This is a genomic window from Streptomyces sp. NPDC005863, assembly GCF_042871345.1.
Classification (GTDB): Bacteria; Actinomycetota; Actinomycetes; order Streptomycetales; family Streptomycetaceae; genus Streptomyces.
The window spans coordinates 22,418-45,567 of sequence record NZ_JBIAII010000003.1 but is presented as its reverse complement, the minus strand read 5'-3'; the positions used below and the strand labels follow the sequence as shown (position 1 = coordinate 45,567).

Sequence of the window (23,150 nt, the reverse complement as noted above, 5' to 3'; positions counted from 1 at the left end):
GTCCGTACGTATACCGACTCAGGTCAACTCGACCCGCTCCCCGCCCTCCTCGAGCTCCAGCACCCACACCTCGTTGGTGCCCGCCCGCAGGACGGGGCCCGGCATGTACAGCGACGTCTGCGGGCCCGCCGACCAGTAGCGGCCCAGGTTGAAACCGTTGACCCACACGAACCCCCTTGTCCAGCCCGGGAGTTCGAGGGAAGCGTCGCCGGGGGAGTCGACCTCGACCGTGCCCCGGTACAGGCCGGGGCGGCCGTCTCCGGGGGCGGTCGCGGGGAGCTGTCGTACCGCCGCGGCGTCGTCGAACGCGTCCAGGCGCAGGCCCCGCGCCCGCACCCCGTGCAGGTACTGCCGTTCGTGCAGGATCCCCCCGGTGACGCCCTTCGGCTCGCCCGTGCGCGGGCCGTAGTTGACCCTCCCCAGGGACTCCACCCACAGCTCCACGCGCGCGTGGCCGGCGACCGGGGTGAGCAGGGTGGGGGTGCCCTCGGTGAGGACACCGGCGCGTGCACCGTCCACGTACACCACCGCCCGGTCCCGAAGGCCCCGCACGCTCAGCGGATACGGTTCGCGCGGGCCCGGCACGGCCACGGCGTACCGCACCAGGCCGCGGTCCACGTCGAGCTCCTCGAAGGTGGGCGGGACGGCGTGCTCCGACTCGGGGGTGCCGAGGGCGTCGAGGACCGCCTCCAGGGGAGACCACTGGGTGAGGTCCGCCGAGGCTGGGGCGGTGAGCGCGGGGAGCGGCGGGGGCGGATCGGGCAGCGGGGCGGACGCGTACGGGGCGAGGACCTCGCGGAAGGCCCAGAACTTGGCGGTGGCGCGGCCGCGTTCGTCGACGGGCGCGTCGTAGTCGTACGACGTGACGTCGGGCTGCAGCTCCCCGTCGTGCAGCGCGCCGCCGCCTCTATTGGCCCCGGCCCAGCCGGCGAAGCTCGTGCCGCCGTGCGCCATGTACAGGTTCACCGACGCCCCGCACTCCAGGATCTCCCGCAGCGCCGCCGCCGCGTCGTCCGCGTCCCGCGCGACATGGTCGGCGCCCCAGTGGTCGAACCAGCCGCACCAGAACTCCATGCACATCAGCGGGGACCGGGGCCGGTGCCGGCGCAGCGTGGCGAACGCCGCGCGGGCCCCCGAGCCGAAGTTGGCCGTCGCCAGGACGCCCGGAATCGAGCCGCCGGTCAGCATGTGGTCCTCGGGGCCGTCCGAGGTGAACAGGGGGACCGTCACGCCCTGCTCGCGCAGCAGATCGGCGAGGTGGCGCAGGTAGACCTGGTCCGAGCCGTAACTGCCGTACTCGTTCTCGACCTGCACCATGATCACCGGGCCCGCGCCGTCCGCCCCGTACTGGCGGGACACGACCTCGGGCAGCAGCCGGCGGAACCAGCGCTCCACATGGCCCAGGTACTCCGGGTCGCGGGTCCGCGCGCGAGCCCCCACCGCCCCCGTCAGCCAGTGCGGCAGACCGCCGTTCTCCCACTCCGCGCAGATGTAGGGGCCGGGGCGGACGATCGCCCACAGGCCCGCCTCGTGCGCCGCGTCCAGGAAACGGCCCAGCGCCTCCACGTCGCGATAGACCCCGGGACGCGGCTCGTGCAGGTTCCACGGCACGTACGTCTCCACGCAGTTGAGGCCCATCGCGCGCAGCATCGCCAGACGGTGACCCCACTGCGCCTCGTGCACCCGGAAGTAGTGCAGCGCACCGGAGAGCAGCCGCACCGGCCGACCGTCCACCTCGAAATCGTCCTCGCCGACCCTGAACCCGTTCATCGCGTCCCTTCGCTCACGTACCGCTCGCCCACGATCACCTCTGGCGGGCGGCAGGGTCCATGGACAAAGATCGGGTCCGGTTGGACGCAGCGAGGGGACCGGACGCGTCCGGCGACGCACGAGCAGACCGGACCAGGCCCGGCACCGGAAGGGACGCACGCGGATGTACCACACGTGGATGCGGTATTTCACCCCGAGCCCGGCCCACCACCGGCTCGGCCTCGCCTGCCTCGGCGTCGGCCTGCAGCACGGGGCGCTGCCGGTCGTCGGGCCGCGCACCCTCGACCACCACGTCGCCGTCGTCGTCAGCTCCGGCGGCGGCTGGTTCCGCGCCGCCGACGGGCGCAGGACCACCGTGACCGCGCCCGCCCTGATCTGGCTCACCCCCGGCGTGCGCCACCACTACGGGCCCGACCCGGAGACCGGCTGGGACGAGTGCTTCGTCGACTTCACGGGGCCCGCCACCGCCACGTACACCGAACTCGGCTACATCGAGCCGACCCGCCCCGTCGTGCCGCTCTCCGACGCGGCGGGGGCCCGCGCCGCCGTCGCCCGCATCGCCCGCGCGGCCCGGCGCGGCAACCCCCTCCTTGAGGTCGAGACCGGCGCGGCCGTCCACGAACTCCTCGTCGCGCTGCGCCGCGCCCGCGCCGACATCGCCCCCGACGGCGACCCCGTGCTGCAGGCCCTGGCCCGCGACGCCTTCCGGCCGCTGTCCGTCGCCGAGCACGCGGCCCGGCACGGCATGACCCCCGCCGAACTGCGCACCGCCGTGCGGCGCGGCGCCGGATGCAGCCCCAAGGACTACCTCCTCGGCATCCGCCTGGGCCGCGCCAAGGAACTCCTCGCCGCCACGGAGCTCCCCGTCGCCGCCGTCGCCCGCCGCGTCGGCTACGACGACCCCGCCTACTTCTCCCGGCTCTTCACCCGCCGCGTCGGGATGGCGCCCGTCCGCTTCCGCGACCAGCAGGGCAGGTCCGTACCCGGCGGCTGGTCCCACCAGATACCGGATCCCGACCACCCGCCGATCCTGCGCTCTTCCGCCGGTGGCGGTCCGGAAGCGGCAACGTAGGCTCGTGGCCCATGACCACCAGCCACACCAGTGACGAGAACAGCGCGAGCGGGACCGGAGCCGGCGCCGCCCCCGCGACGGGCGCCACCGGGGCGAGCACCCCCGCAATGGGCGCCCCCGCGCAGGCGGACGAGGCCGTGCGCGCCGAGCTGTCCCGGCTGCGCGACAGCATCGACAACATCGACGCCGCCGTCGTCCACATGCTCGCCGAACGCTTCAAGTGCACCCAGCAGGTCGGCCACCTCAAGGCCGAGCACCACCTGCCGCCGGCCGACCCGTCCCGCGAGGCCCGCCAGATCGCCCGGCTGCGCCAGCTCGCCGAGAACGCCAAACTCGACCCCGCCTTCGCGGAGAAGCTGCTCAACTTCATCATCGCCGAGGTCATCCGCCACCACGAGAGCATCGCGGACAACAGCCCGGCCGGCGGCGACGCCCCCAAGGCCTGACGCCGGCCGACGCCGCTCCGGGCGCGACCCGCACCGAGGACCCCGTCAGCCGTGCGCCGACGGGGTCCTCGACTGCCGGCGCCGGACGGCCGGCCCGGCGCCGGTCACTCAGCCCTTGCCCGGGCCGGCGTCGCCCACCGTCAGGGGGCTCAGGCGCACGCCGCCCAGATCCATGCCGCCCAGGTGCACGACGCCCGCGCCCGGCACCGCACCCGGGTCCGCGCCCGGGTCCGCCGCCTTCCCGAGACCCGGCAGAGCGCCCGGCTGCTGCGCCGGCTGCTTCGCCGGGTCCGCCATCGAGACCTTCCCGGACTTCATGCACTGGTCGTGGACCGTGGCGGGGTTCAGGGCGTCGACCTTGACGAGCTGCGCGGCGCCGATCTGCTCGATGATCTTCTGCACGCTCGCGCACACCGTCTCCAGGATCTTGGCGTCGGGAGCCGCGGGCGCCGTGGGCGGGGGCGGCTCCGCGGCGACGGCGGGACCCGCCGCCGCGAGCGGCCCGAAAGCGGCGGCGGCGGCCAGACCGATGCAGGCCAGGGTGGTGCGTGTACGCATGGTTCTCCCTCGAACAGAGCGATTTCCGTCGGTTCTCCCGCTCCATTCACCGACCCCGCACACCGGGCCGCACCCGGGGCACCCCCATTCAGCGGGTCGCCCACCACTTCCGGCGTACCAAAGGGTCGGCACGGCCCACCGGCGATAAGCCCTACGCCGTCCGGGCTCCATCGGGCAGCATGGCCCCATGCCCGTACTGACGCGCGACGAAGCGCAGACCCGAGCCCGGCTCATCGACGTCCACCACTACGCGGTCGAGCTGGATCTGAGCCGGGCGGCCGACCCCGCCCGCGACACCTTCGACTCCCGGACCGTCATCCGGTTCGGCGCCCGCGCCGACGGTGCCACCTTCGTCGAGCTCAAGCCCGCCGAACTGCGCTCCGTCACCCTCGACGGGCAGACCGTCGACCCCGCGGCACTCGTCGACAACCGGCTCGTCCTCGACGGGCTCACCGCGGGCGAGCACGAGCTGCGCGTGGACGCCGCGATGCGCTACTCCCGTACCGGCGAAGGCATGCACCGCTTCACCGACCCCACCGACGGCGAGACGTACACCTACACACAGCTGTTCATGGAGGACGTGCAGCGCGTCTTCGCCGCCTTCGACCAGCCCGACCTGAAGGCCGTCTTCGAGCTGACCGTCACCGCCCCCGACGGCTGGACCGTGCTCGCCAACGGCGTCACCGAGGACATCGGCGGCGGCACCTGGCGGGCCGCCGCCACCCCGCGCATCTCCACCTACCTCGTCGCCGTCGCCGCGGGCCCCTGGCACTCCGTGCGCACCGAACACCGCGGCCTGCCCTTCGGCATCCACTGCCGCCGCTCGCTCGCCCCCTTCCTGGACGCCGACGCCGACGAGATCCTCGACATCACGCGCGCCTGCTACGACCGCTACCACGAGAAGTTCGACGAGCCCTACCCCTTCGACTCCTACGACCAGGCGTTCGTCCCCGAGTTCAACGCCGGCGCCATGGAGAACCCCGGGCTCGTCACCTTCCGCGACGAGTTCGTCTACCGCTCCGCCGTCACCGACACCGAGCGCCAGACCCGCGCCATGGTCATCGCCCACGAGATGGCCCACATGTGGTTCGGCGACCTCGTCACCCTCACCTGGTGGGACGACATCTGGCTGAACGAGTCGTTCGCCGAGTACATGGGCTTCCAGACCACCGCCGAGGCCACCCGCTTCACCGACCCCTGGACCGACTTCGGCGTCGCCCGCAAGACCTGGGGGTACGACGCCGACCAGCGCCCCTCCACCCACCCCGTCGCCCCCGACCCCGACGCCGTGCCCGACACCGCGTCCGCGATGCTCAACTTCGACGGCATCTCCTACGCCAAGGGCGCCGGCGCCCTGCGCCAACTCGTCGCCTGGCTCGGCGAGAAGGACTTCCTCGCCGGCATCAACACCCACTTCGCCCGGCACAAGTTCGGCAACGCCACCCTCGCCGACTTCATCGACTCCCTCGCCCACGCCACCGACCGCGACGTGCACGGCTGGGCCGAGGCCTGGCTGCGGACCACCGGCGTCGACACCCTCACCCCGAAGGTCGGCCACACCGGACGCGCCTGGCACCTCACCGTCGACCGCGCCGCCGGACCCGGAGCCGACGGGCGGGAGGGTACCGGCCGGCCCCACCGCATCGCCGTCGGCGTCTACGACCGCGACCTCTCCGACGGCCGCTCCCTCGTCCTGCGCGAACGCTTCGAGACGGACGTCCCCGCCACCGGCGACATCACCCGCGACGGCGGCCGCCCCGCCCTCGTCGTCCTCAACGACCAGGACCTCACCTACGCCAAGATCCGCCTCGACGAGACGTCCGAGGAGGTCGCCCTGCGCGGCATGTCCGGCGTACCCGACGCCCTCACCCGCGCCGTCCTGTGGAACAGCCTGCGCGACATGGTCCGCGACGGCGAACTGACCGTCGGCGACTACCTGTCGACCGCGAGCGCCCACCTGCCCGAGGAGACCGACCTCGCCCTCGTGCAGGGCGTCCTCGCCTTCGCCACCACCCACATCGCGCACCGCTACGCCACCCCCGAGGAGCGGCCCGACGCCCTCGCCCTCCTCGGCGAACTCTGCCGCGACCTGATCCGCCGCACCGAGGACGGCTCCCACCCCGGCCTGCGCCTCACCGCCGTCCGCGGCGCCATCGACGTCGCCACCCAGGCCGGACCGCTCCAGGCCTGGCTGCGGGAGGGCACCGTGCCCGGCGGACCCGAGCTCGACCCCGAGCTGCGCTGGCGCGCCCTCGCCCGGCTCGCCGCACTCGACGCGACCGACGAGGCCACCATCGCCGCCGAGCTGGCCGACGACCCGAGCGCCACCGGCCGCGAGGGCGCGGCACGCTGCCGGGCCGCGCTGCCCGACGCCGACGCCAAACGCACCGCGTGGGAGGCCATGTTCGCCACGGACGACCTCTCCAACTACCTGTTCACCGCCACCGCGCAGGGCTTCTGGCAACCCGAACAGGCCGACCTCGTACGGGAGTACGTGCCGCGCTACTTCGAGGACGCCGTCTCCCTCGCCGCCCGGCGTGGACCCGCCATGGCCGAGGCGGCGGGGCGGCACGCCTTCCCCCTGCCGTTCGTGGACGAGGAGACCCTCCGGCTCGGCGAGCGGTGTCTGCGCGACGCCGACCCCACTCCTGCCCTGCGCCGCAAGCTGGCCGACCAACTCGACGACCTGGCACGGGCGTTGCGGGTACGGGAGGCGGGGCGCGAGGCGGCACGCGAGGGGTGAGAACACGTCCGGGGGCGTAGGACCTTGTGCCTGCGCCCCCGGCCCCGTGGGGCGAACCCTCAGGCAGGGACGAAGACGTCCTCGTGGGCCCCGTCGAGGATGAACCCGTTGTCGAAACGGACCCGCACGCTCACCCGAGGCCCCCGCTCCTGGAAGGCCGTCCACGCGGGTTCCAGAGCGGCGACCTTCTCTTCGAGCTGCCTCCTGCTCCCCGTGGGCATCCCGGCCCCGTAGGCGTCGAGCAGCGCCTTGAGCCGCTCGTACTCGCGTACGTCGTCGCTCTCGTCCTGCTGCCCGACCACCTGCTCGACCGTCCCGCCGACGCCCGCCGCCAGGGACAGGAACCCGACGACGACCCCCGCCACCTCGGCCGCATCCGTCAGCCGGGTGTCCGCCGCCAGCACCACCCGCTGGCCCGCCCTCAGAGTCATCCGCTCCCCATCTCCGCCGCACCGGCCCACTCGAACCGCCGGACGATCACTACATCACACGGGTCCCGGGAACTGTGGCAGCCCCAGGAGCCGCGGTAGCTCCCTCGCGCTCTCACCGCCCCACCGCCGCGCACGCCCTAAGAGGTCGTCGAGTCGGGTGATGTGGCGTCCGGGACAGGCGGTATGCCGACGTCATGACGGGACGTCGTGTGTATCCGAGTGATCTGCCCGATGCCCGCTGGGAGTTGATCGAGCCGGTGCCGGCCGCGTGGCGGTTCGAGCGTCGCGGCCGCGCTCTGGACTTCGGCAGGCCACCCCGGCACGATCTGCGAGAGATCATGAATGCGATCCTGTATGTGGACCGCACCGGCTGCCAGTGGGCCTACCTCCCACACGACTTCCCGCCCTGGCAGCCGGTCTACGGATACTTCGCCCATTGGCAGAAGGATGGCATTTTCGCCCATCTCAATGGGCTCCTGCGGGAGTTGGTACGAGCGCAGGACGGCCACGACAAACACCCGTCGGCCTGCGTGATCGACGCGCAGAGCGTCAAGACCTCCACCACCGGCTCGAGGGCCGCCACCCGCGGCGCCGCAAGCGCGTCCGAGGCCACAGCATCGCAACACGCTCAGTCAAAGTTCGGGTGGCAGCGGGTATGGGCCCGGGCCCTTGAGGGTTCGGTGGATGGGCGTGGTCACTGTGTGCCGCAGTCCGGGCAGTCCGGACAGAGTCTGGGTCAGGTAGCGGTACAGGAGTTGCGCCGACTCCACCTGGATGCTCGCGTACAGGTTCGTCGCGCCGGTCACCGCCGCGGCGAAGGACACCTCGGGATGCGCCGCCAGGGCCTCGCCTGCCTCGGCCAGCCGCGCGGGGTCGATCTCCAGCCAGAGCGCGATCCTGAGCTTTCGGTGCAGGACGTCGGGGTGGTAGTCCACGTCGAAGTACAGCACGCCTTCGGCGCGTAGATCGTTGATGCGGCGGCGCACTGTGGACTCGGACAGCTCGGTGGCCGCGGCCAGTTCGCCCACCGGAGCCCTTCCGTCGCGGGCCAGCAGGTCGAGCAGTAGTCGGTCGCGGTCGTCCAGCACGACGGGTTCCGAGCCGGCTGCCGACACCCCGTCCGTTGGCCGCGGGGTCAGTGCGGCGACCTGTGCGTCGCTCAGCGGTCCGCTCTTGGTGATGAAGCCGAGGTCCTGGCCGAAGAACACATGCAGGACGCAGTGCGCGGAGACGTCGACCACTCGTGGGGTGCGGGGCAGTTGCTGCACCAGGAAGGGCTCCTCCAGGCCGGGCCCGCGGGCGCGAACCGCGGCCATCGTCTCCGTTCCCCCCGAGGTGAGGTTGACCCAGGTGGTGTCCGTGCGCCGGGCCAGTGCCGAGCCGATGGAGGCGGATGCGTCCGGAGTGCACCGCACGCGCACGAACCATGACAGGTCTCCCAGCCGGAACGGGTCGGTCAGACCGAGCACGCGCAGTTTCCCGGTGGTGCGCAGGCGGGTGAAGCGGCGAGCCGCGGTCTGGTCGGAGACGCCCAGCACGGCTGCGATCTCGGTGAAGGAGGCGCGGCCGTTGAGCTGGAGGGCGTGCGCCAGGACCAGGTCTTCATCGGTGAGGTGATGCCCCACAGGGTCGGGACTGTCGAGATACGTCTTCACGTCCTCGATTTTAGGGGATACGTGCAAATGTGACCGTGCGAGTCATCTGATCGCGTGCATGCCGTCAACAGTGGTCGAGGACCGAGGCTTCGGTCCGTTCCCCGATCCCTGAATGGAGATGACGACATGCGTAAGTGGGGACCGCTCATAGCGGTCTGTCTCGGCGCGTGCATCCTGCTGGTGGACGTCACCATCGTGAACGTGGCGCTGCCCAGCATGGCCCGTGACCTCGGTGCGTCCTTCGCGTCACTGCAGTGGGTCATCGACGCCTACGCGCTGGCTCTGGCGGCGCTGCTGCTCGCTGCCGGCGCTTTCGCCGACCGCTATGGGCACCGGCGAGCCTATGTGGGCGGGCTCGCACTGTTCGCCGTGGCCTCGCTCGTGTGCGGCTTCGCTTCCGATGCCGACGTGCTCATCGCAGCCCGGGCTGTGCAGGGCATCGGCGGAGCCTCCATGTTCGCCACCGCTCCCGCTCTGCTGCTCGCCTCTTACCAGGGGCGGGACCGCGGTACGGCCTTCGGGCTGTGGGGTGCGACCAACGGGGCCGCAGCGGCGGCGGGTCCGCTGCTGGGCGGCGTTCTGACACAGCGCATCAGCTGGCCCGTGATCTTCTGGATCAACCTGCCCGTCGCGGTCGTAGCCATCGTTCTGACCCGGCGCTTCATGGCTGCCGACCGACCGGCCGCGGTCGGCCGGAAGAATCGCGTCGACCTCCCCGGGGCCGCGACCTTCAGCGTGGCCGCCGGCGCCCTCGTTTACGGACTCATCCGCGGGTCCGATGACGGCTGGGGCTCGCCTGGCACCCTTGTCTCCTACGCTGTCGCCGCGCTCGCCCTCGTGGCCTTCGTAATGGTGGAACACCGCACGGCCCACCGCGGCGAAATCCCGATGCTGGACCTGGCGCTGCTGCGCAACGCCTCCTTCGCCGGGCTGTTGACCGGCGCACTTCTCCTGCAGGCCAGCGCCTTCGGCTGCCTGGCGCTCGTGTCGCTGTGGCTGCAGTCCCTGGCCGGACTCGCTCCCATCGGGGCGGGACTCGCTCTGACCCCGCTCGCGGCCGCGTCGTTCCTCGTCTCGGCTGTGACCGGCCGGCACATCCAGCGGCTCTCCCCGCGCCTGCCCATCGGGCTGGGTCTGCTGCTGGTGGCGGCGGGCATGCTCCTGCTGCGCGCAGGTATGTCGGAGGGCGCGAGCGCGACGTCGCTCACCTGGGGGCTGGTCGTCACCGGTCTCGGGGTGGGCCTGGCCACGCCCGTCCTTGTCTCCGCCGCCACCTCCGCCGTGTCGCGGCAGCGTGCCGGCATGGCGGGCGGAGCCATCAACACGGCGCGTCAACTGGGCATGACCCTGGCCATCGCGGTCCTCGGCGCCGTCTTCGCGAGCAATGCCGCCACCACGCTGACAGACGGCGAGCTGCCGCACGCCGCCGACGCCGCCGACGCCCTGGCCTCGGGCCAGGCGAACGAGGTGATCGCCTCCGCACCGGCCGGGCACCGCGAGGCGGCGGCGGACCTCGCCCACCAGGCTTTCGCCGCTGGTCTTGACCGCGTCTTCCTCCTCTCGGCGCTGGCCGCGGCCGTCGGCGCCGTGGCCGTACTGCTCCTGGTCCGTACGGCACCTGGCTCCGGCCGTACCTCCGAGGCCGCAGGCAAGGTATCCACCCCTGCGCGGACGTGACGCCAACGCCGGGACCGGCGGGAACGGGGGCGCGGCCCACGGCTCCGGAACCGGTGGGGGACAGGACGGCGCACAGGGCGCGGTCGCCGCCCGCGAGCTGCCGGGCTCCGGCGACGGGCTGACGCCACGACGAAAAGACGACGGATGCGCTGCGCGAAGTCGTCTGGCGTACTCACACGTTGCGCCGTGAGTCGATCTTCGTCACCTCACCCGTTCAACGTCGAGAAATTGAAAGAACACCACCGTCTCGTACGTGATCGCGCCGTGTCCCGGCCTCATGTCGGAGGAACTCAAACCTCCGCCGGGCCGGCAGGAATCACTCAAGGCAGTCATGACAGAAGGAAGTGCGAAATGGGAAACGTAGTGCTGGTCCACGGTGCTTGGAGTGACGGCTCGATCTGGCAGGAGGTCATAGGCCACCTGCACGAACAGGGCCATCAAGCACTGGCCGTCCAGTTGCCGATGACCTCACTCGCGGACGACATCGCCTGGACCCGTCGGCACATCGACGCGCTGGAAGGACCGGTCACCCTCGTCGGACACTCCTACGGCGGCACCGTCATCTCCGGCGCGGCACTTGAGCGCCCCCAGGTCAACTCCTTGGTCTTCGTGGCCGGCTACGTGCCTGGCGAGGGTGAGACCATCGGCATGCTGAGCGACAAGGGTGCCGAGATGCCAGGCCGCGTGGCCTTGCGGTTCGCTGCGGACGGCTGGTCGGACGTGGACCCGGAACTGTTCGGTGACGCACTCGCCCACGACCTGCCGCCCCGCCTTGCCCGGAGCCTGGCCGCTATGCAGAAGCCGACCCATGGAGCCTGCCTGACGGCCCCGGCCTCTGCGGGCGCCTGGCACGACCTCCCCTGCGGCTACGTACTCAGCGCCCACGACCGGATCCTCGATCCGCAACTGCAGCGATGGTTCGCCGCACGCGCCGGAGCCGTCGTCACCGAGCTCCCCAGCAGCCACCTCTCGCCACTGTCACATCCCGCGGAAGTGGCCGCGGCAATCTCGGCGATGCTTCGGCCCGAAGAGGATTCCGCGAACTGATCCGAGCTGCGGCCCTGCCCGTCACTTCCCAGCGTGCCGACCCGGGTCATGTCCGGTCCCGCCTGGTGGCGGCATTGACCCTGGTGAAACGCCGCTGACGGCGGCACGGCGCGAACGATCTGGACTCGCTGCCGGACCGGGTCGAGCCGCCACAGCTACTGGCAGTGCTCGGTGCCCTGGTGCCGGCGGGCCCTTGGCGTAACGGGCGATCCGGCACTCGACCTTGTGTCTGGCCTTGTACTGTTCGCGGTCGAAGCCGGGCGGCCGTCCACCTGCCGCTCCTCGACGCAGGCGTGTCCGGCTTGGTCACGCTTTTCCGGGATGGTGTGCGGGATCTGCCGCCTGCGCAGGTAGGCGCGGATCTCGCGGGAGGAGTAGGCGCGATCGGTGAGCACGTGATCGGGCCGGACACGAGGCCGCCCGCTGCCGGTCCGGGGCACCTTGATGCGGTCCATGACCCGGATGAAGTGTGGTGCGTCGCCGCGTTGGCCTCCAGTGATCACGACGGCGAGGACGTGTCCGGCGGCGTCGGCGGCCAGGTGGAGCTTGGTGCTCAGGCCGCCGCGCGAGCGGCCGAGGCCGTGGTCGTCCGGCTCGTCCGCCAGGCCGTCCGGGGACGTCCGGCCCGGACGGACAGCCTCCTTTTCCGGGCCCCCGCGGAGTGCTGGTGGGCGCGGCGGACTGTGGAGTCGACCGAGACCTCCCACTCGATGTCCCGTCGGCACCCGCCTTGACCTGCAGTTTCTCCAGGACGCGGGCCCAGGTTCCGTCGATCTGCCAGCGGCGGAACACCGAGTACGACGTCCCTACGGCCCGTACCGCTCGGGCATGTCCCGCCAAGGCGAACCCGTCCTCACCCGCCACCAGATCCCGTCAAAGACCTGCCGCCGATCCCGCGGCTTGCGCCCCATCTTCGGCAACAGCGGCAATACCGCCTCCAAGCACAGCCACTGGTCGTCCGTCAGATCTCCCCGAGCCATCCGAAGATCGTTTCACGACCTTGATCAACATCTCAAACAGTCCCTAGCACCCCACGCCACCCCGCCACGCCCCCTTCGCACGGCCGTACCCCTTTCGGGTTCCCTCGCGCCGGTATCCGGGCGCACCGCCCGCGCCGCCGTACAGGCTGGTGTCCCCGTACGCGCGGACCCGAAGGACACGCCCCATGAGCACCCCGCCGCCCGGCACCCCGCCGCCCCTCGCCGGAGGCGCCCGAGGACCCGACGCCCTGCGGCCGCTGCTCGCCGCCGCCCTCGACGCCCTCGGCACGGGGGCGGCCGCCCGCCGCGGACCCCTGCCCGCGGGGGGCCCCGAAACCGTCGCCGCCCGCGTCCGCGCCGCCGCCGAACCGATCCTGCCGGAGCGCGGCACCGGCCCCGACGCGGCCCTGCGCACCCTCGTCCACACCCTCGCCGAGGGCGCCGCCGACCCCGCTGACCCGCTCTGCGCCGCCCATCTGCACTGCCCGCCGCTCGCCGTCGCGGCCGCCGCCGACCTCGCCGCCTGTGCCCTCAACCCCTCCATGGACTCCTGGGACCAGGCGCCCGCCGCGACCGCGCTCGAAGCGCTCGTCACCCGCGCGCTGGCCGCCGAGATCCACCGCGGCGGCGACGCCCTCGTCACCACCGGCGGCACCGAGGCCAACCAGCTCGCCCTCCTCCTCGCCCGCGAGAGCCCCGCGAGCCACGGGCCCGTACGCCTCCTCGTCGGCGAGAACGCCCACCACTCGCTCGCCCGCGCCGCCTGGCTCCTCGGCCTGCCCGACCCCGTCGTCGTCCCCGCGCCCGCCGGCACCCTCGACCCCGCCGCGCTCGACGAGGCGCTCACCGAACTCGGCGGCCCCGCCGGAACGTTCCTCGTCGCCGCCACCGCGGGCACCACCGACGCCGGACTCATCGACCCCCTCGACGAGATCGCCGACCTGTGCGCGCGCCACGGCGCCCGGCTCCACATCGACGCGGCCTACGGCGGAGGGCTCCTCTTCAGCGACACCCGCAGGAAACGGCTGCGCGGCCTGGAGCGGGCCGACACCGTCGCCCTCGACCTGCACAAACTCGGCTGGCAGCCCGCCGCGGCCGGACTCATCGCCGTACGCGACCCACGCGACCTGCACCCCCTCGCCCACCGCGCCGACTACCTCAACGCCGACGACGACACCGAGGCGGGGATGCCCGACCTCCTCGGCCGCTCCCTGCGGACCACCCGGCGCCCCGACGTACTGAAGATCGCCGTCACCCTCAAGGCCCTCGGCCGCACCGGCCTCGGCGCGCTCGTCGACCAAGTCTGCGACCAGGCCCAGGAGTTCGCCGAGACCATCGACGCGCACCCCGCCTTCGAGCTCTACGACACCCCCGCCATCAGCACCGTCCTGTTCCGCCCCGCCGACGCCACCGACGACCGCGTCGCCCACATCCGCAGAAGCCTGCTCACCGAAGGCACCGCCGTCCTCGGCCGCGCCGACCTCGACGGCCGCCGCTGGCTCAAGGCCACCCTCCTCAACCCGCACACCCGGCCCGGCGACCTCGCCGCCCTCCTCAAACTCGTCGAGGAGTGCGACGCCGCCGCCACGGCAGCCACCGCCGACGACGCGGCCGCCGCCGCCCGCGCCACCCCCCACCCCGTGGAAGGAACCACCCCCCGATGACCGGCACACCCGACCACCCCGGCCCCCAGCCGCTCACCACCCCCGACGCGCCCCGCGACCTGGTCGGCATCGGCATCGGCCCGTTCAACCTCTCCCTGGCCGCCCTCGCCCAGCCCCTCGGCGAACTCGACACCGCCTTCTACGAACAGCGCCCCGACTTCCAGTGGCACCCCGGGCTCCTCATCGACGGCGCCACCCTCCAAGTCCCCTTCCTCGCCGACCTGGTCACCCTCGCCGACCCCGCAAGCCCCTGGTCCTTCCTCAGCTACCTCAAGACCCGCGAACGGCTCTTCCCCTTCTACTTCGCCGAGCGCTTCCACATCCGCCGCGCCGAGTACGACGCCTACTGCCGCTGGGTCAGCGAGAACCTCCCCGCACTGCACTTCGGGCACCAGGTCGACGCCGTCCGCTGGAACCCCGAACGCGACGTCTTCGAGGTCGACTTCACCCAGCTCGATGCCGACGGCGAGGCCGAGGCACTCGGCCGCACCTACACGCGGAACATCGCCATCGGCGTCGGCACCGCACCACACGTCCCCGAACCCCTCAGGCCGCTCGCCGAGGCGCCCACCGTCCCCGTCATCCACTCCGCGGACTACCTCCACCACCGCGACCTGCTGCTCTCCGCCGACCACGTCACCGTCGTCGGCTCCGGGCAGTCCGGCGCCGAGATCTTCCTCGACCTGCTGCGCTCCCGCCCCGCCGGGCGGGAGAAGATCCACTGGCTCGCCCGCACCGAGGCCTTCGCGCCCATGGAGTACTCCAAGCTCGGCCTGGAACACTTCACGCCCGACTACACCCGCTACTTCCACGCCCTGCCCGAGGCGGTACGCGACGGTCTCGTCCCGCACCAGTGGCAGCTCCACAAGGGCATCGACGCCGACACCATCGCCGCCATCCACGACGAGCTCTACCAGCGCACCCTGCACGGCGGCTGGCCCGACGCCGTCCTCACCCCCGGCGTCCGCGTCCGCACCGCGGGACGCGTCGCCACCACCCGCGTCGAACTCCACCTCGAACACATCCAGCAGGGCACCCGCTCCCGGCTCACCACCGACGCCGTGGTCCTCGCCACCGGCTACCGCGAACGCCCCCTCGACCAGCTCCTCGCCGGGCTCGACCCCTACATGCGCAAGGACGCCTCCGCCCGCCCCCGCGTCGACGAGCAGTACCGCCTCGTCCTCGACCCGTCCGTCACCGGCGCGGTCCACGTGCAGAACGCCGAACGCCACACCCACGGCGTCGGCGCCCCCGACCTCGGGCTCGCCGCCTGGCGCAGCGCCACCATTCTCAACTCCCTGACCGGCAAGACCCCTTACCCGCTGCCCGAGCGCACCGCGTTCACCAGCTTCGGCCTCCAGACCCCCGAAGGGCCGAGGGGCGCGGCGGGGCACATCGGCGAACAGCGCGGCACCCTCGTCCCCCTCAAGAACTGACAAAAGCGCTGCTCCTGTGGGCAAATGTCCGGCCCCAAGCGCCGGGACGCCCGGCAATATTCCTGCGCAAGAAGATGGCCCCAGCCGAAATACCCGCACCCCGGACCCGGTTCGGACGACCATGACCACCGAATCCACGGCCTCCTGGGCCGCAGCCTTCCGCTCCGCCGTCCTCAGCCCGTACGAGAGCATCGAGCTCTTCGAACGCCGCTCCTTCGCCGGCCGGACCCTCCGCCAGATCATCCGGCTCGACGGCGGCGGCACCGCCCTGCGTATCCGCCTCACCAACCGCTACGGCAAGCAACCCCTCCACATCGGCGGCGCCCGCCTCGCCAGACGCACCGAAGGAAGCGGCATCGAATCCGGCAGCGACCTGACCGTCCGCGTCGACGGCGCCGAACAGTTCACCGTCCCCGTCGGCGCGGAACTCGTCACCGACCCCATCGACCGAGCCGTGGCCGCCGGCGACGAACTCGCCCTCGACCTGTGGCTGCCCGAGGACACCGGCCTCTCCACCTACTCCGCCGTCCCGCTGCGCACCGGCTACGCCGTCCCCGGCAACGCCCTCGCCGCGACCACCCTGGACGGCGCCGACGGCCTGGAAGAGCTCGTCACCCGGCACTTCATCGCCGGCGCCGACGTCCTCGCCCCCACCGGCACCCCCGTCGCCGTCGCCTTCGGGGACTCCTGGTTCGAGGGCACCGGCACCACGCCCGACACCGACCACCGCTTCCCCGACCTGCTCAACGACCGGCTGCGCGCGGCCGGCCGCGACGGCTGGGTCGTCAACCAGGGCCTGTCCGCCAACCGGCTGCTCACCGACGAGGCCGGCGAACACGCCCTGGCCCGCCTGGAACGCGACGCCCTCCAGGTGCCCGGCGTCACCCACGTCCTGATCCACTTCGGCCTCAACGACCTCGGCATCCCCGGCCAGGAGGCCTACCCCGAGCCCGCGCCCGGACCCACCGCCGCCGACCTCGTCGCCGGCCTCACGACGCTCGCCGACCGCATCCACGCGGCGGGCCTCACCGCCGTCGCCACCACCGTCGGCCCGTACCGGGACACGATCTTCGAGGGCTACTCCACCCCCGAAGGCGTGTCCGTCGCCCGCGAGGTCAACGACTGGATCCGCGGCGCGGACAGCCCCTTCGACGCCTACGCCGACTTCGCCGCCGCCGTCGCGGACCCCGCCGACCCCGACCGGATCCACGACACCTACGACAGCGGCGACGGCCTGCACGTCAACGACGCGGGAGCGGGGGCCCTCGCCGACTCCGTCGACCTGGCCGGCCTGAAGATCTAGAACACGGGCGTGCCGTCCCGGGTCAGCTTCCAGTCCACCGACGCGAACCGGCCCGGGTCGACCGTCCCCTTCGCCTTCACCCAGGTGATGATCGTGTTCCGGATCTCCTCGGAGTTCGCCCACAGCTGCTTGGCGCCCGCGACATGCGGGAAGTTGCCGCCGCCGCTCGCCCGGTAGTTGTTCACCGCGAGGACGAACTCCGCCTTCGGATCGATCTCCTTGCCGTCGAACGCCAGCTTCACGATCCGCGACCCGGCGGGCTTGGCGATGTCCACCTCGTACGTCACGCCCCGCACCGCGTCGTAGTTGTAGTCCGGGATGTTCTCGGCGTTCGTCAGCTTCGCCGGGTCGACCGGCCCGCCGGCCGGCGTCCGCACGTAGTACCGCGCGGAGAACTCCAGGTACTCCTTCAGCTGCGCGCCCGTGAGCAGCCGCGCCTCCAGGGTGTTCTCGAACGGGTACAGCCCCGCCGCGTCCTTGATCGTCACATCGCCCGCGGGGACCTGCGCCGTCCGCGAGAAGCACGACGCCTGCGAGAGCACCGGAAGCGCCTCGTACGCACCGCCCTTGAGGGCCGCCGTCACCGTCTCCTGCTGCACCAGATTGATCAGATCGATGAGCGCGACATCCTTGTACGGGCCCTCGGCCGTGCTCATCGCCGCCGTCGACGTGCCGATCACCTGGTTGACGTAGGCGACGACCTTCTTGTGCTCGTCGGCGAGGAGCCGCGTGACCTTGCGGTCCTCGGCGGCCGTGTTGGAGTTGAGGACCTGCGCGCCGACCTTCTCGACCGTCCAGCGGCCCTTCGCCCACACCAGCTCGAAGTCGAACAGCGTCAGCCGCTGCCCCCACTTCAGCGGCTCCGACAGCACGACCTTCCTGCCGGTCTGCTTGTTCTCCACGAAGTACTCGGGGATCTCCGTGTGCGCGTGCCCCACCAGGATCGCGTCGATCCCCGGCACCTGCTCCGCCACCAGACCCGCCGCGTTCTCCACATACGGCAGCTGGTCACCGTAGGACGACGTGCCGCTGGAGCCCGAGTGCGCCGACACGATCACCACGTCCGCGCCCATCGACCGGAGCCTCGGCACCCACTTCGCCGCCTGCTCCTCCAGGCCGGGGAACGTCATCTTGCCCTGCACGTTCGCCTTGTCCCAGATCGCGATGCCCGGGTTGGTCAGACCGAGCACCGCCACCTTCACGTCCCGGCCGTGCGGGGTGCGCAGCCGCTTCATGACGTACGGAGCGAACGCGGGCCGCTGCGTCCTGGCGTCCAGCGCGTTCGCCCCGAGCAGCGGGAAGTCGCACTGCTCCTCGAACTTGCGCAGCACCGGGATGCCGTAGTTGAACTCGTGGTTGCCGAGCGCCGCCGCGTCGTACCCGATCGCGTTCATCGCCTGCGCCATCGGATGCACCGGACCGTGCGCGGCGGTGATCGGGTCGACCTTGGCGTAGTAGTACGACAGTTGGGTGCCCTGGATGGTGTCGCCCGCGTCGATGAGCAGCGTGTTCCTGCGGCCCTTCTCCTCGCGGACCTGGTTCACCAGCGTGGAGATCTTCGCCAGGCCCACGTCGTTGTGGTCCTTGTCGTCGAACTCCTTGTCCGTGAAGTAGTCCCAGTTGAAGACGTTGCCGTGCAGGTCCGTCGTGCCGAGCACGGTGAACGCGTACCGCTTCGTGTGCCGCCCGCCCTTCCCGCCACCCTTCCCGGACCCGGCCGGCCGCGCGGCGGCGGGCGTCGCGGCCGCGCCCGTCAGTGCCGCACCCACACCCGTGGCGGCAGACGTACCCAGGAACTTCCGGCGGTTCAGCGGCATTTCCGTACTCCTCCATAGACCGATGTAACGCGCGTAGATTCTGACCCCGGCACCCACCCCCGCAACAGCCCCCGCCAGGTTTCGATCAGGTGACTGTCCGGTGCGCCCCACCCGGTGCGAGAGTGACCGCATGGAACAGAGCCCCGCCCCCTACGGCACCCCCGACGCCCCCCGCCTCGCCGTCCGCGGCGAAGCCCACCTCGAAGTCGACCCCGAGATCGCCCGCATCAGCGTCACCGTCAGCGCCCGCGGCACCGACCGCCGCGACGCCCTCAACGACCTCACCCGGCGCAATGCCGCCGTCCTCGACCTCGTCAAGGCCTACGGCGACGCCGTCGACTCGGTCGAGAGCGGCACCTTCTCCATCAGCCCCGAACTCACCCGGCACGGCCGCGGCGAACGCATCCGCGCCTACCACGGCCGCGTCCACACCACCGCCGAACTCAGCGACTTCACCGCCCTCGGCGAACTCACCACCCGCCTCGCCGACCTCGACCTCACCCGCGTCGAAGGCCCCTGGTGGGCGCTGCGCCCCGGCTCACCCACCTACCGCCAGGCCCGCCAACAGGCCGTCCGCGAAGCCGTGCAGCGCGCCCGCGAGTACGCAGAGGCCCTCGGCACCGACCTCGCCGCCCTCGTCGAACTCGCCGACATAGGCGCCGAGAACCCCACACCCTCCTACGGCTACGGCAGTCCCGCCCCCGGCATGTCCACCGTCGCCTACGGCGGCGCCGCCCCCTTCGACGAGGCCCCGCCCCTCGACCTCGAACCCCAGCGCCAGCACGTCTACGCCCAGGTCAACGCCCGCTTCACCCTCGTCCCACCGCGACTGGGCCACTAAGACACCACGAGGGGTTCCAGGCCGGCAGGGACCTCAGGCCAGCATGCCGCCGTCGACCCGCAGCACCGCGCCCGTCACATACGAGGCGCGGTCGCTCAACAACCACGCCGCGGCCTGGGCGATCTCCCGCGGCTCGGCGGCGCGCCCGAGCGGCGTCCGCGCGTTGAGCGCGTCGACGGTCCCCGGGGAACGCTCGTCCCACTCCCGCAGCAACTCGGTGAGCGTCGTGCCGGGCGCCACGGCGTTCACCCGGACATCTTCCGGGCCGTAGGTGGCCGCGGCCGACGCCGTCAGAGCGTTCAACGCCCGCTTCAACGCCCCGTACGCGGGCAACTGCGGGTTGGCCGTCAACGCACCGACACTGGAGGTGTTCACGATGGCCCCACGCCCCGCCGTCGCCCGCATCGCCGCGATCTCGGCCGACATCGCCACCCACGCGCCCTTCAGATTGACCGCGTACAACTGGTCGAAGTCCGCCTCCGCCAACTCGTCCAGCGGGCCCGGCGGCTGCCCCGTCGCACCATTGTTGAACGCCACATCGAGCCGCCCGAACACCCGCACCGCACGGTCCACCGCCGCGCGCACGCTCACCGGATCGGCCAGATCGCACACCACATGCTCCGCGACACCCCCGGCCGCCCGGATCTCCCCGGCCACCGACTCCAACTGGCCCTCCGAACGCGCCGCGAGCAGCACCCGCGCACCCTCCTCGGCGAACAGCCGCGCCGCCGCCGCACCGATCCCACGACCGGCCCCGGTGACGAAGGCGACCTTCCCGGCGAGCAGCCCGCCCGAGGCCGACACGGGGGAGGGGGAAGCGGCGGGCGGCACGTCGTACTCAACGATCTTGTCCATGCCGACGAGCCTGCGCCCCCGCAGGCCCCCACATCCAGGCACCAGCAGTGCCTGGCTGAGCACCGCACCCCCCGATACACAATGGACCCGTGGACCGACGAGCACGACGAGAACTCGGTGACTTCCTGCGCAGCCGCCGCGCCCGGATCACCCCCGCCGACCTGGGCCTGCCCGCGGGCACCCGCCGCCGCACCCCCGGCCTGCGCCGCGAGGAGGTGGCACAGCTCGCCCACATCTCACCCGAGTACTACGCACGCCTCGAACAGGCCCGCGCCCCGCACCCCTCCCGCGAGGTGCTCACCCAACTCGCCCGCGCGCTGCGCCTGTCGGACGTCGAACGCGACCACCTCCACCGCCTCGCGGGTCTCCCGCCGGGGCCGCCGCCCGGACCCTGCCGCGAAGTGCGCCAGAGCATCGTCGACCTCCTTGACCGGCTGCCGCAGGCCGCCGCCGTCGTGGTGTCGGCCATCAACGAGGTCATCGCCTGGAACACGCTCGCCACCGCGCTGATGGAGGACTTCTCCGCCCTGTCCCGCCCGGAACGCAACCTCATGCGGCGCACCTTCCTCACCCCGCCCCGGGGCGGCCGGCGGCTCTACGGGGTCGCCGACACCGCGGAGTTCGCCCGCACCTCGGCCCACCACCTGCGCGCCACCGCCGCCCGCTACCCCGACGACCCCGAGGTCCGGGCGCTGGTCGACGAACTCCTCGCCGGGAGCCCGGAGTTCGCCGCACTGTGGGCCGCCCACGACGTGACCGACCGGCCCATCCCGTGCAAGACCTTCGAACACCCCCTCGTCGGCACCCTCACCGTCCGATGCGACGTCCTGGACATCACCGACCGCGACCAGCGCGTCCTCATCTACACCGCCGCCCCGAACTCCCCCTCGGAGGAGGCGATGCGGCTCCTCTCGGTCATCGGCACCCAGCGCATGGACGACGCTCTCGCACCCGCGCCCTGATCATCCGGCGGGCAGGCCCTGGACGGTGCGGCCGAGGAAGGCCGACAGCCGCACATGCGCCGCAGCGGATTCCGGGGCCGGCAGCTCCGGCCCGAACAGACCAGGCCGCCGGAAGTCGTCCAGGCCCACCCGACGAAGGCGCGCGAGCAGGTCCGCGCACTGCCGCTGGTCGACCAGGTCGGTCCGGCCGACGGCGACCGCCAGGTCGACGCCGTGGGCCAGCACCTCCATGAGGTGGATCAGCGCCGCCAGCGGACCCGGGACGGTGCCGAACCCCAGGCGCACCGTCATCTGCGCCAGCGCGGCGTCGGTCGCGGCCGCACGGTGCCAGGCCGGGCGATCGGCCTCGGCGGCGGCCCGGAAGGCGCCCACGGGGTCCGCGCCGAGCCAGTCGTCGTGGTGCTCGCCCCCGGCGTCGGTACCGGTCAGCTCGGCGGTGTAGATCCGTATGCCGCCGACGAGGTGGTTGAGCGTCGTCCGCGCGTCCCACCCCGCGCAGGGGGTCGGGGCGGACCAGCCGTCACCGGCGCCGACCGCCTCGACCACCGTGCCCGTCACGGCCAGCGCCCGGTCGATGCGGCCGACCACCACCGGCCGGCGGGCGACCGCCCCGGCGGGCCGCTGGGCCGTCACCCCAGGACCCCGTCCAGCCAGTCGTAGACACGGCTGAGCGCCAGCCGCTGGGCGCCGGACTGGCAGTGCGCCGCGGCGCCCTCCTCGTCGGTGAACGCCATCAACGTCTTCTCGCAGGTGAGATGCGCGTACAGCTGCTCCGGCTGGCCCTGGAAGAAGCCGTCCTCCGCGGCGGAGCAGACCAGCACCGGACAGGCGATCTTCTCGGCGAGACCGTCCCGCAGGTGGTAGTCGAGGTAGGCTGCACAGAACGCCCGCGGGCTGTCCACCCCCATCGCGAACATGCCGTGCTCCACCGCCCACTTGAGCGTGGGGGAGGCGGCCATGCCCTCGGCGAGCAGCGCGTCGAGCTCCGGGTCTTGAGCCGCCCGCAACCGGCGCTCGGCCTCCTCGCGCGGCATCGAGAGGAAGGCGGTACTGATGTCACCGAGGTCGAAGACCCCGTCGAGCGCGACGACCGCGGCGATCCGCCGGTCGAAGACGGCGGCGCGGGGCGCCAGATAACCGCCCATGCTCAGGCCGAACACGGCCATCCGCTCTGGATCGACCCCGGGCAGCGTCACCGCGTGGTCGAGGACGGGCGTCACGACGCTCTCCCAGTCGGGACGGAACGTCAGCCCCTGGCGGTGACGGGTGCCCGGCTGCCCGGGACCGTCGAAGACCAGGACGGTGTAACCGCGTTCGACGGCCGCGGCCGCGCCGAAGAAGTGCATCTCCTCGGCGGTGCCGTCGAAGCCGTTGAACATCACGACGGTCGGGCGCGGCAGGCCGGAGTCGTCGGGGCGGTAGAGGTAGCCGGGCAGGGTCGTGTCCTCGTACGGGATCTCGACCGGTTCGATCGCCGGGCTGAACAGCTCCGCGGCCCGGCGGAAGGCGGCGACGGACGCGTCGTAGGCGTGCCGGATGCGCGGGTCGGCGGCGTCGCCGTGCAGGAAGAACTCGGCCGAGCGGTAGTAGTTCGAGGCGCGCAGGAACCCGTCGCGGGCGCTGACACGGTGGCCGCCCGCGAGGGAGGTGTGCGCCTGCTCGGCGACGCGGTCGGCGGTGGCCAGCCACTGGTCGTGCCAGCTGTCGTAGTCGCCGGCGGTGATGCGCTGGGCGGTGGTGACGACCTCGCCGAAGTCGGCGCCGCCGTAGGCGATGTGGCCGAACGACCGCAGGGTCTCGTACCAGAACGACGGGTGGTCGGCGAAGAAGAGCGGCTTCACGGGAAAGCTCCTAACGCAGTTGGTGGCTGCTTTAGTGCGACCGTAGACCCGT

Annotated in this window: 20 protein-coding genes and 1 pseudogene; 11 read left to right on the top strand and 10 right to left on the bottom strand. The window is 72.3% G+C overall.

Annotation, left to right across the window (positions count from 1 at the left end):
• Positions 1-18: 18 nt before the first annotated feature.
• A complete protein-coding gene (locus ACFYO9_RS12590) occupies positions 19-1,770 on the bottom strand; it encodes a beta-galactosidase family protein (protein ID WP_358778505.1) in 1,752 nt (583 codons plus the stop codon).
• Positions 1,771-1,933: 163 nt separating this feature from the next.
• Between ACFYO9_RS12590 and ACFYO9_RS12585 the strand changes: the two genes are divergently transcribed.
• On the top strand, positions 1,934-2,842 hold the full coding sequence (locus ACFYO9_RS12585; RefSeq protein ID WP_355813358.1) for an AraC family transcriptional regulator: 909 nt from the start codon (positions 1,934-1,936) through the stop codon (positions 2,840-2,842).
• Between the two features lie 11 nt (positions 2,843-2,853).
• Entirely contained in the window at positions 2,854-3,288 is a 435-nt protein-coding gene (locus tag ACFYO9_RS12580; protein ID WP_388666234.1) for a chorismate mutase, read from the top strand.
• Between the two features lie 108 nt (positions 3,289-3,396).
• On the opposite strand, the gene ACFYO9_RS12575 is transcribed toward ACFYO9_RS12580, so the two are convergent.
• Positions 3,397-3,846, bottom strand: coding sequence for a hypothetical protein (locus ACFYO9_RS12575; RefSeq protein WP_358778506.1), 450 nt, complete (start codon positions 3,844-3,846; stop codon positions 3,397-3,399).
• A gap of 187 nt (positions 3,847-4,033) precedes the next feature.
• On the opposite strand from ACFYO9_RS12575, the gene pepN reads away from it, so the two are divergent.
• On the top strand, positions 4,034-6,589 hold the full coding sequence (gene pepN / locus ACFYO9_RS12570; protein ID WP_358778507.1) for an aminopeptidase N: 2,556 nt from the start codon (positions 4,034-4,036) through the stop codon (positions 6,587-6,589).
• Between the two features lie 59 nt (positions 6,590-6,648).
• Here the strand turns inward: pepN and ACFYO9_RS12565 are convergent, their stop codons facing one another.
• Positions 6,649-7,020, bottom strand: a complete 372-nt coding sequence (locus tag ACFYO9_RS12565; RefSeq protein ID WP_358778508.1) for a hypothetical protein — start codon at positions 7,018-7,020, stop codon at positions 6,649-6,651.
• Positions 7,021-7,214: 194 nt separating this feature from the next.
• On the opposite strand from ACFYO9_RS12565, the pseudogene ACFYO9_RS12560 reads away from it, so the two are divergent.
• Positions 7,215-7,583 (top strand): annotated as a pseudogene (locus ACFYO9_RS12560) (transposase); the annotation flags it as partial.
• A 69-nt stretch (positions 7,584-7,652) separates the two neighbouring features.
• Here the strand turns inward: ACFYO9_RS12560 and ACFYO9_RS12555 are convergent.
• On the bottom strand, positions 7,653-8,675 hold the full coding sequence (locus tag ACFYO9_RS12555) for an Lrp/AsnC family transcriptional regulator (RefSeq protein ID WP_358778509.1): 1,023 nt from the start codon (positions 8,673-8,675) through the stop codon (positions 7,653-7,655).
• Positions 8,676-8,801: 126 nt separating this feature from the next.
• On the opposite strand from ACFYO9_RS12555, the gene ACFYO9_RS12550 reads away from it, so the two are divergent.
• Entirely contained in the window at positions 8,802-10,352 is a 1,551-nt protein-coding gene (locus tag ACFYO9_RS12550) for an MFS transporter (RefSeq protein ID WP_358778510.1), read from the top strand.
• Positions 10,353-10,703: 351 nt separating this feature from the next.
• Complete coding sequence (locus ACFYO9_RS12545; RefSeq protein ID WP_358778511.1) at positions 10,704-11,399, top strand: alpha/beta hydrolase; 696 nt, start codon at positions 10,704-10,706, stop codon at positions 11,397-11,399.
• Positions 11,400-11,554: 155 nt separating this feature from the next.
• Here the strand turns inward: ACFYO9_RS12545 and ACFYO9_RS12540 are convergent, their stop codons facing one another.
• Both ACFYO9_RS12540 and ACFYO9_RS12535 read right to left on the bottom strand, forming a co-directional pair.
• Complete coding sequence (locus ACFYO9_RS12540; RefSeq protein WP_388666231.1) at positions 11,555-12,106, bottom strand: transposase; 552 nt, start codon at positions 12,104-12,106, stop codon at positions 11,555-11,557.
• 99 nt (positions 12,107-12,205) lie between these two features.
• A complete protein-coding gene (locus tag ACFYO9_RS12535) occupies positions 12,206-12,310 on the bottom strand; it encodes a transposase (RefSeq protein WP_388666339.1) in 105 nt (34 codons plus the stop codon).
• A gap of 254 nt (positions 12,311-12,564) precedes the next feature.
• On the opposite strand from ACFYO9_RS12535, the gene ACFYO9_RS12530 reads away from it, so the two are divergent.
• The 3 genes from ACFYO9_RS12530 (at position 12,565) to ACFYO9_RS12520 (ending at position 16,782) form a co-directional block, all read left to right on the top strand.
• A complete protein-coding gene (locus ACFYO9_RS12530; RefSeq protein WP_358778512.1) occupies positions 12,565-14,043 on the top strand; it encodes an aminotransferase class V-fold PLP-dependent enzyme in 1,479 nt (492 codons plus the stop codon).
• Positions 14,040-15,479: a SidA/IucD/PvdA family monooxygenase gene (locus tag ACFYO9_RS12525; protein ID WP_358778513.1), complete on the top strand. Its 1,440-nt coding sequence runs from the start codon at positions 14,040-14,042 to the stop codon at positions 15,477-15,479. Before ACFYO9_RS12530 ends, ACFYO9_RS12525 begins: the two co-directional genes overlap by 4 nt.
• Before the next feature lie 121 nt (positions 15,480-15,600).
• Positions 15,601-16,782, top strand: coding sequence for a GDSL-type esterase/lipase family protein (locus tag ACFYO9_RS12520; protein ID WP_358778514.1), 1,182 nt, complete (start codon positions 15,601-15,603; stop codon positions 16,780-16,782).
• On the opposite strand, the gene ACFYO9_RS12515 is transcribed toward ACFYO9_RS12520, so the two are convergent.
• Positions 16,779-18,599, bottom strand: a complete 1,821-nt coding sequence (locus tag ACFYO9_RS12515) for a 5'-nucleotidase C-terminal domain-containing protein (RefSeq protein WP_358778515.1) — start codon at positions 18,597-18,599, stop codon at positions 16,779-16,781. The genes ACFYO9_RS12520 and ACFYO9_RS12515 overlap by 4 nt on opposite strands.
• Before the next feature lie 130 nt (positions 18,600-18,729).
• Between ACFYO9_RS12515 and ACFYO9_RS12510 the strand changes: the two genes are divergently transcribed.
• Entirely contained in the window at positions 18,730-19,440 is a 711-nt protein-coding gene (locus ACFYO9_RS12510) for an SIMPL domain-containing protein (RefSeq protein WP_358778516.1), read from the top strand.
• A 33-nt stretch (positions 19,441-19,473) separates the two neighbouring features.
• Here the strand turns inward: ACFYO9_RS12510 and ACFYO9_RS12505 are convergent, their stop codons facing one another.
• The gene (locus ACFYO9_RS12505) at positions 19,474-20,295 is read right to left on the bottom strand and encodes a glucose 1-dehydrogenase (RefSeq protein ID WP_358778517.1); all 822 of its coding nucleotides are present in this window, start codon (positions 20,293-20,295) and stop codon (positions 19,474-19,476) included.
• An 89-nt stretch (positions 20,296-20,384) separates the two neighbouring features.
• Here ACFYO9_RS12505 and ACFYO9_RS12500 point away from each other — a divergent pair, with 89 nt between their 5' ends.
• Positions 20,385-21,257, top strand: coding sequence for a helix-turn-helix transcriptional regulator (locus tag ACFYO9_RS12500; protein ID WP_358778518.1), 873 nt, complete (start codon positions 20,385-20,387; stop codon positions 21,255-21,257).
• Here the strand turns inward: ACFYO9_RS12500 and ACFYO9_RS12495 are convergent, their stop codons facing one another.
• Both ACFYO9_RS12495 and ACFYO9_RS12490 read right to left on the bottom strand, forming a co-directional pair.
• On the bottom strand, positions 21,258-21,890 hold the full coding sequence (locus ACFYO9_RS12495) for a TIGR03086 family metal-binding protein (protein ID WP_358778519.1): 633 nt from the start codon (positions 21,888-21,890) through the stop codon (positions 21,258-21,260).
• The gene (locus tag ACFYO9_RS12490) at positions 21,887-23,098 is read right to left on the bottom strand and encodes an alpha/beta hydrolase (RefSeq protein WP_358778520.1); all 1,212 of its coding nucleotides are present in this window, start codon (positions 23,096-23,098) and stop codon (positions 21,887-21,889) included. Before ACFYO9_RS12490 ends, ACFYO9_RS12495 begins: the two co-directional genes overlap by 4 nt.
• Between the last annotated feature and the right edge of the window lie 52 nt (positions 23,099-23,150).

Excerpts from the sequence above, each read along its gene's own strand:
- ACFYO9_RS12590 (WP_358778505.1), bottom strand. The coding sequence starts at position 1,770 with ATGAACGGGTTCAGGGTCGGCGAGGACGATTTCGAGGTGGACGGTCGG.
- ACFYO9_RS12585 (WP_355813358.1), top strand. The coding sequence starts at position 1,934 with ATGTACCACACGTGGATGCGGTATTTCACCCCGAGCCCGGCCCACCAC.
- ACFYO9_RS12580 (WP_388666234.1), top strand. The coding sequence starts at position 2,854 with ATGACCACCAGCCACACCAGTGACGAGAACAGCGCGAGCGGGACCGGA.
- ACFYO9_RS12575 (WP_358778506.1), bottom strand. The coding sequence starts at position 3,846 with ATGCGTACACGCACCACCCTGGCCTGCATCGGTCTGGCCGCCGCCGCC.
- pepN (WP_358778507.1), top strand. The coding sequence starts at position 4,034 with ATGCCCGTACTGACGCGCGACGAAGCGCAGACCCGAGCCCGGCTCATC.
- ACFYO9_RS12565 (WP_358778508.1), bottom strand. The coding sequence starts at position 7,020 with ATGACTCTGAGGGCGGGCCAGCGGGTGGTGCTGGCGGCGGACACCCGG.
- ACFYO9_RS12550 (WP_358778510.1), top strand. The coding sequence starts at position 8,802 with ATGCGTAAGTGGGGACCGCTCATAGCGGTCTGTCTCGGCGCGTGCATC.
- ACFYO9_RS12545 (WP_358778511.1), top strand. The coding sequence starts at position 10,704 with ATGGGAAACGTAGTGCTGGTCCACGGTGCTTGGAGTGACGGCTCGATC.
- ACFYO9_RS12535 (WP_388666339.1), bottom strand. The coding sequence starts at position 12,310 with ATGGGGCGCAAGCCGCGGGATCGGCGGCAGGTCTTTGACGGGATCTGG.
- ACFYO9_RS12530 (WP_358778512.1), top strand. The coding sequence starts at position 12,565 with ATGAGCACCCCGCCGCCCGGCACCCCGCCGCCCCTCGCCGGAGGCGCC.
- ACFYO9_RS12525 (WP_358778513.1), top strand. The coding sequence starts at position 14,040 with ATGACCGGCACACCCGACCACCCCGGCCCCCAGCCGCTCACCACCCCC.
- ACFYO9_RS12520 (WP_358778514.1), top strand. The coding sequence starts at position 15,601 with ATGACCACCGAATCCACGGCCTCCTGGGCCGCAGCCTTCCGCTCCGCC.
- ACFYO9_RS12515 (WP_358778515.1), bottom strand. The coding sequence starts at position 18,599 with ATGCCGCTGAACCGCCGGAAGTTCCTGGGTACGTCTGCCGCCACGGGT.
- ACFYO9_RS12510 (WP_358778516.1), top strand. The coding sequence starts at position 18,730 with ATGGAACAGAGCCCCGCCCCCTACGGCACCCCCGACGCCCCCCGCCTC.
- ACFYO9_RS12505 (WP_358778517.1), bottom strand. The coding sequence starts at position 20,295 with ATGGACAAGATCGTTGAGTACGACGTGCCGCCCGCCGCTTCCCCCTCC.